Genomic DNA, 12,997 nt, shown 5'->3' with positions numbered 1-12,997 from the left:
GGGCCCTTAACCGGTCTCAGTTGTCGTAACCCAGATTCGGCGCCAGCCAGCGCTCGGTCACGCTCAATTCCTGACCTTTACGCGAGGTGTAGCTCTGCACCTGATCCTTGTCGACCTTGCCCACGGCAAAGTACTGCGCTTGCGGGTGGGCGAAGTACCAGCCGCTGACCGCAGCCGCCGGGAACATCGCGTAGTGTTCGGTGAGGAACACGCCGCTGCGGCCGGCGCGCATTTCTTCGGCTTGCGGATCGAGCAAGGCGAACAGCGCGGCTTTCTCGGTGTGATCCGGGCAGGCCGGGTAACCCGGAGCAGGGCGGATGCCGCTGTATTGCTCTTTGATCAGCGCGTCGTTATCGAGCACTTCGTCCTTGGCGTAACCCCAGTGCTCTTTACGCACTTGCTGGTGCAGCCATTCGGCGCAGGCTTCGGCCAAACGGTCGGCCAGGGCTTTGACCATGATCGAGTTGTAGTCGTCGCCAGCGTCTTGGTAAGCCTTGGCCACTTCCTCGGCGCCGATGCCGGCGGTGGTGATGAAACCGCCGACGTAGTCGGTCACTTCGCTGTCTTTCGGCGCCACGAAGTCGGCCAGCGAGAAGTTCGGCTTGCCGTCGGTCTTGATGATCTGCTGGCGCAGGTGATGCAGCTTGGCCAATGGCTTGCCGTCATCGCCGTACAGTTCGATGTCGTCGTCATGCACCTGATTGGCCGGCCAGAAACCGAACACCGCACGGGCGCTGATCAGCTTCTCGTCGATCAGCTTGGCGAGCATTTCCTGCGCGTCCTTGTACAGCGCGGTGGCGGCCTCACCGACCACTTCGTCTTCAAGGATGCGCGGGAATTTGCCGGCCAGGTCCCAAGAGATAAAGAACGGCGTCCAGTCGATGTATTCAGCGAGGACTTTGAGGTCGATGTTGTCCAGCACCTTGCTGCCGGTGAAGGTCGGTTTGACCGGCTCATAAGTTGCCCAATCGAACTGCGGCTTCTTGGCGATGGCCGCGGCGTAGCTCAAGCGCTCGGTACGGGCACTGCGGTTCGAGGTGCGTTCGCGTACATCGACGTATTCCAGACGGGTTTTCTCGACGAAACCGGCCTTCAATTCTTTCGACAGCAACTGCGTGGCCACGCCGACCGCGCGGGAAGCGTCGGTCACGTAAACCACGGCATCGTTGCTGTACTTCGGTTCGATCTTCACCGCAGTGTGCGCTTTGGAAGTGGTCGCGCCACCGATCATCAGCGGCAGATGGAAATCCTGACGCTGCATCTCACGGGCAACGTGAACCATTTCGTCCAGCGACGGCGTGATCAGGCCGGAGAGGCCGATGATGTCGCACTTCTGTTCTTTGGCGACCTGCAGAATCTTCTCCGCCGGCACCATTACGCCGAGGTCGACGATGTCATAGCCGTTGCAACCGAGTACCACGCCGACAATGTTCTTGCCGATGTCGTGCACGTCGCCCTTCACCGTCGCCATGAGGATCTTGCCCTTGGCTTCCGGCTTGTCGCCTTTTTCCAGTTCGATGAACGGGATCAAGTGCGCCACGGCCTGCTTCATCACACGGGCGGATTTCACTACCTGCGGGAGGAACATCTTACCGGCGCCGAACAGGTCACCGACGATGTTCATGCCCGACATCAGCGGACCTTCGATCACTTCGATGGGACGCGCGAACGACTGACGCGACTCTTCGGTGTCTTCAACGATGTGCGTGGTGATGCCTTTGACCAGCGCATGTTCCAGACGCTTGTTGACGTCCCAGTTGCGCCACTCTTCGGTTTCGGCTTCCTTGACGCTGCCGTCGCCCTTGTACTTGTCGGCGATGGCGAGGAGGGCGTCGGTGCCTTCCGGCGTGCGGTTGAGGATCACGTCTTCCACAGCGTCGCGCAGTTCCTGCGGGATCTGATCGTAGATCTCCAGCTGCCCGGCGTTGACGATGCCCATGGTCAGGCCTGCGCGGATCGCATACAGCAGGAACACCGAGTGGATCGCCTCACGCACCGGGTTGTTGCCCCGGAACGAGAACGACACGTTGGACACGCCGCCCGACGTCAGCGCGTACGGCAGTTCGTCGCGGATGTAGGCGCAGGCGTTGATGAAGTCCACCGCGTAGTTGTTGTGTTCTTCGATGCCAGTGGCGACGGCGAAGATGTTCGGGTCGAAGATGATGTCTTCCGGCGGGAAGCCGACTTCGTTGACCAGAATGTCGTAGGAGCGTTTGCAGATTTCTTTTTTGCGCGCTTCGGTGTCGGCCTGGCCGGCTTCGTCGAACGCCATCACCACCACCGCCGCGCCGTAGCGCTTGCACAGTTTGGCGTGGTGGATGAACTGCTCGACGCCTTCTTTCATGCTGATCGAGTTGACGATGCCCTTGCCCTGAATGCACTTGAGGCCGGCTTCGATGACTTCCCATTTAGAGGAGTCGATCATGATCGGCACGCGGGAGATGTCCGGTTCACCGGCGATCAGATTGAGGAAGGTCACCATGGCCTTCTTCGAATCGAGCATGCCTTCGTCCATGTTGATGTCGATCACCTGCGCGCCGGCCTCGACCTGCTGCAGGGCGACTTCCAGCGCTTCGGTGTAGTTGTCTTCACGGATCAGGCGGGCGAACTTGGCGGAACCGGTGATGTTGGTACGTTCGCCGACGTTGACGAACAACGAACTGCGATCAATGGTGAACGGTTCCAGACCGGAGAGGCGGCAAGCCTTGGGAATGTCCGGAATCTGCCGCGGCGCATAACCGGCGACGGCTTTGGCAATGGCTTCAATGTGCCCCGGCGTGGTGCCGCAGCAGCCGCCGACGATGTTGAGGAAGCCGCTCTGGGCGAATTCTTCGATGACTTTGGCGGTTTCCGACGGCAGTTCGTCGTACTCGCCGAATTCGTTCGGCAGGCCGGCGTTCGGGTGCGCGGACACATGAGTGCTGGCCTTGTTCGATAGCTCTTCCAGGTACGGACGCAGTTCACTGGCGCCGAGCGCGCAGTTCAGACCTACAGAAATCGGCTTGGCGTGCGCCACCGAGTTCCAGAACGCTTCGGTGGTCTGGCCCGAGAGGGTACGGCCGGAGGCGTCGGTGATGGTCCCGGAAATCATGATCGGCAGTTCGATGTGCAGCTCTTCGAACACACCTTGCACGGCGAAGATCGCCGCTTTGGCGTTGAGGGTGTCGAAAATGGTTTCGATCAGGATCAGGTCGGCGCCGCCCTCGATCAGACCTTTGGTGGCTTCGGTGTAGTTTTCCACCAGCTCATCGAAGGTGACGTTGCGATAGCCGGGGTTGTTGACGTCCGGCGACAGCGAACAGGTGCGGCTGGTCGGGCCGAGCACGCCAGCGACGAAACGTGGCTTGGCCGGGTTCTCGGCGGTCTTGGCGTCGGCAATCTTGCGCGCCAGACGTGCGCCTTCTACGTTTAATTCGTAGGCCAGTTCTTCCATGCCGTAGTCGGCCATGGAAATGCGCGTGGCGTTGAAAGTGTTGGTTTCGAGGATGTCGGCACCGGCATCCAGGTAGGCTTTCTCGATGCCGCCGATCACGTCCGGACGGGTGATCACCAGCAGGTCGTTGTTGCCCTTGACGTCACTCGGCCAATCCGCGAAGCGTTTGCCGCGATAATCCTGCTCTTCGAGCTTGTAGCTCTGGATCATCGTGCCCATGCCGCCGTCGAGTATCAGGATGCGCTCTTTGAGAGCTTGCTTGAGAGCTTGAAGGCGGACGCTGCGATCGGACATTTGGACTACTCGGAAAGACCATTACGAAGGAGCGGGATCATAGCAAACCTGTGCGGTTTTAGAGCATGCGGGGCTTTTGCATGAATATCGCTCATGTTGGTACGAGCGTCATAATGTAGAATCGCAGCGTTTTTTTTAACAATCGGGATCAGCAGCATGTCTTACCGCGTCATTGGTTTTGTGTTGCTGTTTCTCAGCTGGGGCGCCGTGGCGCAAGAGCCAGCGACTGCACCGGCCATTTCTCCTTCGATTTCTTACGTCCGCGACATCCAGCCAATCTTCACCGAGAAGTGCGTAGCCTGTCATGCGTGCTACGACTCCGCTTGCCAGTTGAATCTGGGCAGTGGCGAAGGCGCGGCCCGTGGTGCGAGCAAAATGCCGGTCTATGACGGCGAGCGCACTGTCGCGGCGCCGACCACCCGACTGTATTACGACGCCTTCGGCAAGCACGCCTGGCAGCAGAAAGATTTCTATTCGGTGCTCGACGCCCAAGGCAGCCAGGCTGCACTGATGGCGCGCATGCTCGAACTCGGGCACAAGACGCCGCTGACACCGAACGCCAAACTCCCGCAAGAGATCGTGCTGGGCCTGAACCGCCAGAATATGTGCGCGCTGCCCGCCGAGTTTGAAGGTTACGCCGGCGCTCACCCGAAAGAAGGCATGCCGCTGGCGGTGACCGGGTTGACCGATCAGCAATATCAGACGTTGCAGCGTTGGCTGGCATCCGGAGCGCCGATTGACGAACAAGGCCTGGCACCGAGTGCGAAAGAGGCGCTGCAAATCGTCCAGTGGGAGAACCTGCTCAACATGCCGGGGGCACGGCAAAGTCTGGTCGGCCGCTGGTTGTACGAGCACTGGTACCTCGCGCACATTTATTTCAAGGACGGCGAGCCGGGGCATTACTTCCAGTGGGTGCGTTCGCGCACGCCGAGCGGTCAGCCGATCGACCTGATCGCCACCCGTCGTCCCAACGACGATCCGGGTACTCAGGTGTATTACCGCTTGTGGCCGGTGCAGGGCGTGATTGTGCATAAAACCCACATCACCTATCCGCTGAGCGCGGCGAAGATGGCGCGGGTGAAAAGCCTGTTCTACAGCGGCAACTGGCAGGTCAATGCCTTGCCCGGTTACGGCCCGCAGAGCCGTGCCAATCCATTCGCGACGTTCGAAGCGATTCCGGCCCAGGCGCGATATCAATTTATGCTCGATAACGCCGAATACTTCGTCCGCACCTTTATTCGCGGGCCGGTGTGCCGGGGCCAGATCGCCACCGACGTAATCCGCGACAACTTCTGGGCGCTGTTCCAGGCGCCGGAACACGACCTCTATATCACCGACCCGAACTATCGCGGCCAGGCCACGCCGTTGTTGGCCATGCCCGGGCAGAACGACGATGTCGGCAGCGTTTTGAGCTTGTGGCACAACTACCGCAACAAACGTAATGAGTACGAAGCGCTGCGCCGCGACAGCTACGCCGATCTGCCCGCGCCGAGCTGGTCGACCCTGTGGGCCGGCAACGACAACGCGTTGCTGAGCATTTTCCGTCACTTCGACAGCGCTTCGGTGACCAAAGGCCTGATTGGCGAGGTGCCGCAGACAATGTGGCTGTTCGACTATCCCTTGCTCGAGCGCACCTATTACCAGTTGGCAGTCAACTTCGACGTGTTCGGCAACGTTTCGCATCAGGCGCAAACCCGTCTGTATTTCGACCTGATCCGTAATGGCGCCGAGCAGAACTTCCTGCGCCTGATGCCCGCCGATTCCCGCGAGGATTACCTCGACGATTGGTACCAGAGCAGCGGCCAGTTCAAGATGTGGCTCGATTATGAGGCGATCGATGACGACAAGCCGACGGCGCTGAAGCTCGATGAAAAGGATCCGAAATACGACTTCGCCATGCAATTGCTGGCGCGTTACGGTGACCTCAACGCGCGGCCCGATCCGATCAACCGTTGCGACGGCGCTTACTGCTCACGGCCGAATATCGACCCGGCGCTGCAAAATGCCGAGCAGGCGCTGAGTCGCCTGACGTCGCGCCCGGCGGCCGGTTTGAAGGTGATCGACCAGTTGCCGGAAGCGACCATGCTGCGCATAGAAACGGCCAACGGCAAGCGCGAGGTCTACAGCCTGCTGCGCAACCGTGCGCACAGCAACGTGGCGTTCCTGCTTGGTGAGTCGCTGCGCTATCAGCCTGGGTTGGACACGATCACGATTTATCCGGGCGTGCTCAGCAGTTATCCGAACTTCATGTTCAACATTCCTGCCGACCAAGTGGCGGAATTTGTCGATGCCATGGAAAACGCCAAAGATGCCAACCGCTTCGAGAAAATCGTCGAACGTTGGGGAATTCGGCGCAGTCATCCGCAATTCTGGTTCTATTTCCACGATTTGAGTCAGTACATCCACGAAACCGATCCGGTGGAAGAGGGTGTGCTGGACATGAACCGCTACGAGAATCTTTGATCGTTTGAGAGCGTCCTGCTGTCCCAACTTCAAGCAACACCGCAAAACCCTGTAGGAGCTGCCGAGTGAAACGAGGCTGCGATCTTTTGATCTTTCAAAATCAAGATCGAAAGATCGCAGCGTGCCGCAGCTCCTACAGGGATTGAGGTGAATTTGAGGGTGTGATCGGGAGCAGGTGATGTTGATTTCAGTGCAAGCCCTGCGTGCGCTGGCCGCGTGGACGGTGGTCTGCCATCACTTCATGCAGATTTTCTTCGACTTCAAGGCACGCGGACCGATCGGGCAACTGTTCATCGATAAAGGAGCGGTGGGGGTCGATATTTTCTTTGTCATCAGCGGCCTGGTGATTTTCCTCTCGACCGAAAACAAACCCCTGCCGCCCGCGCGGTTTCTCTTGTACCGGCTGTTTCGCATCGTCCCGGCGTATTGGCTCTACACGCTATTGATGGCGCTGCTGGTGGCGTTTGCCCAGCCCATATTGCCGGATCAAACGGTGGACTGGGGCCATCTGCTGTTGTCGTTGCTGTTCATTCCTACCGAGAACCCCGGCGGTTACGGCATCTACCCGACGCTCAATGTCGGCTGGACGTTGAATTACGAAATCCTTTTCTACGTGCTGTTTGCCTGGGCGCTGTTGTTTCGCTTGCAGGTGCGTCTGTTGGTGGTCGCGGCGCTGTTGTTCGCCGTGTGTCAGACCTGGACCGGGTTTGGCTGGATCAGCGAGTTCTATCGTTCGGACATCATCTATGAATTCCTGCTGGGGATTGGCATCGGCATGCTTTATCGCCGGGGCTGGATCGGTGCGGGACTGTGGCTGCCGCTGGCGGCAATCGTGGCGGTATTGCTGACGATCTATCAGTTGCCGCCGGCGCCGAGGTTGCTGAACTGGGGGGGGCCGAGCGCCGTGTTGGTGATGGCGTGTATCTCACTTGAGCGTTATGTCGAGCGCAGTCGGGTACTCAAACTGCTCGGCGATTGCTCGTATTCGGTGTATCTGATGCACGTTCTGGTGCTGTCGGCAGGCGGTTATCTGGCCCGGCGCTACGGCATCAACCCGTATTTGATGTTTGTCGTCTGCGCGCTGGCCATCGGTGTCGGCTCCTGGCTGAGCTACGAGTGGGTGGAAAAACGCAGCTATCGCTGGCTCAAGGCGCAAATCGACGAAGAGCCTGACGAGAATCTTTCCCGACAAAAATACTAGGACTTTGTCCGGCGCAACGATTGGCGTAAACTGCGCCCAAGCCTGCGAGGAGTTTCCATGACCGCTATTACCATTACCGACGCCGCCCACGATTACCTGGCTGATCTGCTCTCCAAGCAGAACACCCCGGGCATCGGCATCCGCGTCTTCATCACCCAGCCTGGCACCCAGTACGCCGAAACCTGCATTGCCTACTGCAAGCCGGGCGAAGAAAAACCTGAAGACACCGCGCTGGGGCTGAAAAGCTTCACCGCGTATATCGATCACTTCAGCGAAGCGTTTCTCGATGACGCCGTGGTCGACTACGCCACCGACCGCATGGGCGGTCAACTGACCATCAAGGCGCCAAACGCCAAAGTACCGATGGTCAACGCTGACAGCCCGGTCAACGAGCGCATCAATTACTACCTGCAAACCGAAATCAACCCGGGGCTTGCCAGCCACGGCGGTCAGGTCAGCCTGATCGATGTGGTTGAAGACGGCATCGCCGTACTGCAGTTCGGTGGCGGTTGCCAGGGCTGCGGCCAGGCGGACGTGACCTTGAAGGAAGGCATCGAGCGCACCTTGCTCGAGCGCATCCCGGAGCTCAAGGGCGTTCGCGACGTGACCGACCACACGCAGAAAGAAAACGCCTACTACTAAGGTGTTCGCTGCGGACATGAAAAACGGCGCCCCGTGAGCGCCGTTTTTTTATGGGTGACATTCAGGAATGCATTCGCGAGCAGGCTTCATGGGCGATAGAGGTGAGCATGCCCGGCGCGATACAACGATGACTCGCTAAAAACCTCACTGCCCAACACGCGTCCCACCAGAATCAACGCCGTACGCCGAAACCCTTTGGCCTCAACCTTCCCGGCAATATCCGCCAGCGTCCCCACCACCCAATCCTGATCCGGCCACGTCGCCCGGTGGATCACCGCAATCGGGCAGTCTGCGCCGTAATGAGGCAACAGCTCCGCCAGAATCTTCTCCAGATGGTTGACCCCCAGATGAATCGCCATGGTTGCGCCGTGCTGCGCCAGGCTGCCCAATTCCTCACCGGCCGGCATGGCGGTTTTATCGGCGTAGCGGGTCAGAATCACGCTCTGCGACACGTCCGGCAGTGTCAGTTCCGCGCCAAGCAACGCCGCACACGCAGCGGTCGCGGTCACCCCGGGAATGATCTCAAACGGAATATCCAGCTCACGCAGATAACGAATCTGCTCACCAATCGCGCCATACAGACTCGGATCGCCGGAATGCACCCGCGCCACATCCTGGCCGTTGGCATGCGCGGTTTTGATCAGTTCGATGATCTGTTCGAGGTGCAGCTCAGCGCTGTTGACCACCGTCTCGGCTTGATGGCCGTCGAGCACCGCTGCCGGCACCAACGAACCTGCATAGATAATCACCGGGCAACTGCGGATCAGCCGCTGGCCTTTCACGGTGATCAATTCCGGGTCGCCGGGGCCGGCGCCGATGAAGTAGACAGTCATCGTTAAATCCTTGGAAAAGAGGTGCAACAACGCTTCAGATGAAGATTGCTCATGATCAATGGCGGGGATTATCGGGATTTTACGCCGCGCCGGCCAATGCCAACGTGGCCTGGGCGTATTTCTGCCGGGAAATCAGCAATTTTGCCGGTGCCTGAATCAACTGTTCGGCGAGGGCCAGTGCCGCACTTTCGGCGACGCCGTAGCAACCGGTGCGTTCGAAGGCGATTTGCGAATGGTGACTGAGTCGTTGCTGATAAGTGGCCAATTCCTCGCTGCTGAAGTACAGCAAGGGCAGGGCCAGTTGCGCGGCAAGTTCTTGCAGCCCTGGCTCGTCGCGCTTCAAGTCGATGCTGGCCAACGCCTTGACCGCTTGCAGCTCGATTCGGTGTGCCTGTAAGGCTTGGTCAAGCAATGCGCGCAGCGTGCTGGCCGGGCAGCCGCGCTGGCAGCCCAGGCCGATCACGAAGGTCGGCACTGCGCTGTCATCGGTCATGCGTGGTATTGACCATCGCTTTTGCGGCGGAACAACCAGGCGCTGATCAGGCCCAAGGCCAGCCAGAACACTACGTTGGTTAGCTGCGAAGCGATTTTGAACTGGGCTTCCAGTGCTTCCGGCGCGAGCATCGAATGCACTTGCGGCTGCGGCGCGCCGATCACGTGCGGCACGGCGAGGATGGCCACACCAAGGATCTTCATCAGCCAGTGGCGGCTGAACACGATCAGCGACAGGCCGACAGCGGTCGAAGCGGCCGTGCCGATCCACCACATTTGTCGTGAGGCCAGATCAGCGGCAGCGGTGCCCGGCAACTCGGGCGGCAGGCCCAGGGTTGGCGCGAGGACGAAGGTCGCGTAACCGGCCAGACCCCAGAGCAGGCCTTGCGAGGTTTTGGTCGGCGCGCGCAGGGTGTAGAGGCCCGCGAGCATCAGGGCGAAACCGACAGCCACCACCAGATTGCCGCCTGTGGTCGAAACCACGCGCTGCCAGCCGTCTTCCGGCTCCCAGGCTTCGGCATCGTGGGTGTGGCCGGCCATGGCGCCTTCGGCGTGTTCATGAACAGCCACCGGCTCGGCTTTCTCGTAGGTTTCAGCCTGAATAATCAGCGGTGAAACCCAGAAGCTTTGCAGCAGAGTGAGGAGCAGGGCGGCCAGCAGGCCGGTGAAACCTGCGGTTTGCGCAATACGCTTGATCATGTCGGCAGGTCTCAGTGGCACGGGAACGCGGCGCTGTGACGGGTATCGTGAGCGGCGTTGTGCACCGCCTCGATGTGCGAGAAACCGGCGAAGTAGACCAGGCTGGCGCCGAGGATCGACGCGAAGATCGCAGCGCTCAGGCGTTGGCTCAGGGTGGTGGTGCTGACGATTTTGTCCGTGTTGCTGCCGGTGCTGCTGATGATCGACATGGCGCTTCCCTCTGGAGTGTCAGTGGGTGAATCGAGCGCATGAAAACCCCTGCGGGTCGGGCTCGCAGAGGTTCGAACAGCGCCCGCCCACCGCGGGTTTGTTATGTTCAGCGACGCACAAAATGCGGGCTGTGTGTTGCGGGCCGGTCTCCGGGCTCACGAGGGGTTGGCGTCAGGCCGACCTGCAAGCGTCACCTTCCCATGCCTTGCTGACACAGTGGTTTTGACGCTTCGCTCGCTTACCGTTGCGGGGGCAGCACCGGACTGACATGGGCTTGAGTAAAGCACATGATTCACCGGTTTCCCGTTTCACCCTGTGAAGGGCACCCGTAACAAGTTGTGTAGGAGAGCATGGCTCGGGGATTTTAGTCAATTATGTGGGTGGATCCGTTGCTGCGGTAACGGCTTCTTAGGGTTCCGCCCTTACGGCGGGTCACTTTTTCCAGACGCCGAAAAAGTAACCAAAAAGGCTTGCTCCTACGTGCGGCCCGCTCGCTGGGGCTCGGGGTGCCTTCGCTCCGGGATCGATCCGGGCGCAGCGTCTCCGGTTTGCTTCGCTGCACCTACTCCCGCTGTGTTTGGCTTCGCCAAACGGTCGCTGCGCTCCCACGCCCGGATCAATCCCTCCACTCAGCCTTCCGACGTCGCCCGTGGATCAAGATCAAAAGCAGGCGAGCTGACACTCGGCCTTGAGTGGTGAAGAGCGGGTGTTCGGCTTTTGATTTGCGTTGTTGCTGCCCCTCATCGGAACGCCGCCCGCCCAGCCCTCTCCCGAGGGAGAGGGAGCCGATTTTTGGGCTTCTCAAAATCTGAGTTCAACGCGGTATCGCACGTCGGCGTACCTCCCCCAAACGCCTCGATCAGTCCAATCTCCCGAGGTAGAGGAGGCCGATTTATGTGCTTTTCAAAGCCTGAGTTCAACGCGATATCTCACGTCGGCGTAACCCTACCAAACCACTCGGTCAGTCCCCTCTCCCTCCGGGAGAGGGCTAGGGTGAGGGGCTCTTGATCTGGCTTTGGCTTTGCCTTTGGCTTTTGATCTTTTGCCCCTTCGGCAGGCCGAGCGAAGGTGTTCATCCGGGGGGTAGGCGCGCAGCGCCGTTCGACGAAGTCGAACACATCGAGAGGAGGTGCAGCGAAGCAAACCGTAGGCGATGCCCCCGGATGGACACCGTAGCGAGGGAACACTGAGCCTCAGCGAAGTGCCGTACGCCGGGGCAAAGCCTTTTGGTTCCTTTTTGGCGTTTGAAAAAGGGACTCGCTGTAAGAGCGAAACCGCCAGCGGCACCACCCGCAGCAACGGATATGCCCCCAATCCAAACATTGACCCATAACCACACCATGCGTAGCCTTGCGCCTTCGAGGTTCTTCGGCCCACGCCGAAGCTAAGAAGGGAACGCGGTCAATGCCGCGGCTGCCCCCGCAACTGTGAACGGTGATGTTCGCTGCCACGCCACTGCCAGCTCAACTGATGAGCCCGCGGGAAGGCGCAGCAAACGCCAGGCCCAGCGCCTGAACGCCGTCAGCCAGGAGACCTGCCTCGTCACAGATTCTCAATTCAACCGGGCGGGGTGATCCGGTGGCGAACTCTCCGGGCACGCACGCGCGTTGCCGGTTCTCGTCCCGTATGCCCGCCGCTTGCCAAAGGGCATACCGATGAAAACACTGGCCAAACTCCCCGTCACCATCGTCACCGGCTTCCTCGGTTCGGGCAAAACCACGCTGCTGCGGCACATGCTCGACAACGCTCAGGGCCGTCGTATCGCGGTGATCGTCAACGAGTTTGGCGAGTTGGGCATTGACGGTGAAATCCTCAAGCAATGCACCATCGGTTGCACCGAAGAAGAAGCCACCGGCCGCGTTTACGAGCTGGCCAACGGCTGCCTGTGCTGCACCGTTCAGGAAGAATTCTTCCCGGTGATGCGTGAACTGGTTGCCCGTCGTGGCGACCTCGACCACATCCTCATCGAAACCTCGGGCCTGGCCCTGCCGAAACCATTGGTACAAGCTTTCCAGTGGCCGGAAATCCGCAGCGCCTGCACCGTTGACGCAGTGATCACTGTGGTCGACAGCCCGGCCGTCGCTGCCGGCACCTTCGCTGCGTTCCCGGATCAGGTCGATGCCCAGCGCAAACTCGATCCGAACCTCGATCACGAATCGCCGCTGCACGAACTGTTCGCCGACCAACTGGCCAGCGCCGACCTCGTCATCCTCAACAAGGCCGACCAGACCAGCCCGGAAGATCTGGCTCGCGTTCGCGCTGAAGTCGCCGAAGAACTGCCGCCAGCGGTGAAAATCATCGAAGCCAGCAACGGCCGTCTGCCGCTGGACGTGCTGATCGGCCTCGGCGCCGGATCCGAAGAACACATCGACAGCCGCCACAGCCATCACGATCACCACCACGGTGACGGCGATGACGACCACGATGACCACGATCACGACGCCTTCGATTCGATCTCCATCGAACTGCCGCAAGCCGATGAAAGCCTGCTGCTCGACGCACTGACACAACTGGTGGTCAAGCACGGCATCCTCCGGGTCAAAGGTTTCGCCGCCATTCCGAACAAGCCGATGCGCCTGCTGATCCAGGGTGTGGGTACGCGTTTCGACAAGCATTTCGACCGTCAGTGGGGCGCCGATGAAGCGCGCGTGACACGTCTGGTGCTGATCGGCCAGGAACTCGACGCCGCCCAACTCGAAGCGCAACTGCGCGCCGCGCTCAGCGTTTAAG

At 60.1% G+C, this 12,997-nt stretch carries 9 protein-coding genes and 2 riboswitches; of the genes, 4 read left to right on the top strand and 5 right to left on the bottom strand.

Going from position 1 to position 12,997, the window contains the following annotated elements:
- Nucleotides 1-16 precede the first annotated feature (16 nt).
- Nucleotides 17-3,727, bottom strand: coding sequence for a methionine synthase (gene metH / locus ACM6IN_RS00985; protein WP_007912586.1), 3,711 nt, complete (start codon nucleotides 3,725-3,727; stop codon nucleotides 17-19).
- 156 nt (nucleotides 3,728-3,883) lie between these two features.
- On the opposite strand from metH, the gene ACM6IN_RS00980 reads away from it, so the two are divergent.
- The 3 genes from ACM6IN_RS00980 to nfuA all read left to right on the top strand — a co-directional run bounded on the left by ACM6IN_RS00980 (nucleotide 3,884) and on the right by nfuA (nucleotide 8,033).
- A complete protein-coding gene (locus tag ACM6IN_RS00980) occupies nucleotides 3,884-6,190 on the top strand; it encodes a fatty acid cis/trans isomerase (protein WP_414915208.1) in 2,307 nt (768 codons plus the stop codon).
- Nucleotides 6,191-6,368: 178 nt separating this feature from the next.
- Entirely contained in the window at nucleotides 6,369-7,391 is a 1,023-nt protein-coding gene (locus ACM6IN_RS00975) for an acyltransferase family protein (RefSeq protein WP_414915207.1), read from the top strand.
- Nucleotides 7,392-7,448: 57 nt separating this feature from the next.
- Nucleotides 7,449-8,033, top strand: a complete 585-nt coding sequence (gene nfuA, locus ACM6IN_RS00970) for a Fe-S biogenesis protein NfuA (RefSeq protein WP_007912592.1) — start codon at nucleotides 7,449-7,451, stop codon at nucleotides 8,031-8,033.
- An 86-nt stretch (nucleotides 8,034-8,119) separates the two neighbouring features.
- Here nfuA and cobM read toward each other — a convergent pair whose 3' ends face one another.
- From cobM to ACM6IN_RS00950, 4 genes are all read right to left on the bottom strand, one after another.
- Complete coding sequence (cobM, locus tag ACM6IN_RS00965) at nucleotides 8,120-8,866, bottom strand: precorrin-4 C(11)-methyltransferase (protein WP_123375080.1); 747 nt, start codon at nucleotides 8,864-8,866, stop codon at nucleotides 8,120-8,122.
- Nucleotides 8,867-8,945: 79 nt separating this feature from the next.
- Nucleotides 8,946-9,359 carry a cobalamin biosynthesis protein gene (locus ACM6IN_RS00960; protein WP_007912596.1) on the bottom strand — a complete coding sequence of 138 codons (414 nt, stop codon included), beginning with the start codon at nucleotides 9,357-9,359 and terminating at the stop codon, nucleotides 8,946-8,948.
- Complete coding sequence (locus tag ACM6IN_RS00955; RefSeq protein ID WP_414915206.1) at nucleotides 9,356-10,057, bottom strand: CbtA family protein; 702 nt, start codon at nucleotides 10,055-10,057, stop codon at nucleotides 9,356-9,358. Before ACM6IN_RS00955 ends, ACM6IN_RS00960 begins: the two co-directional genes overlap by 4 nt.
- Before the next feature lie 11 nt (nucleotides 10,058-10,068).
- On the bottom strand, nucleotides 10,069-10,266 hold the full coding sequence (locus ACM6IN_RS00950; protein WP_007912603.1) for a CbtB domain-containing protein: 198 nt from the start codon (nucleotides 10,264-10,266) through the stop codon (nucleotides 10,069-10,071).
- 123 nt (nucleotides 10,267-10,389) lie between these two features.
- Nucleotides 10,390-10,612: riboswitch (cobalamin riboswitch) on the bottom strand.
- 999 nt (nucleotides 10,613-11,611) lie between these two features.
- A riboswitch (cobalamin riboswitch) is annotated at nucleotides 11,612-11,824 on the top strand.
- Between the two features lie 98 nt (nucleotides 11,825-11,922).
- Here ACM6IN_RS00950 and cobW point away from each other — a divergent pair.
- Nucleotides 11,923-12,996: a cobalamin biosynthesis protein CobW gene (cobW, locus tag ACM6IN_RS00945; RefSeq protein ID WP_414915205.1), complete on the top strand. Its 1,074-nt coding sequence runs from the start codon at nucleotides 11,923-11,925 to the stop codon at nucleotides 12,994-12,996.
- Nucleotide 12,997: the final 1 nt, after the last annotated feature.

It is taken from the genome of Pseudomonas sp. IT-P395 (assembly GCF_949767675.1).
GTDB lineage: Bacteria > Pseudomonadota > Gammaproteobacteria > Pseudomonadales > Pseudomonadaceae > Aquipseudomonas.
This window is presented reverse-complemented; position numbering and strand designations above follow the sequence as displayed.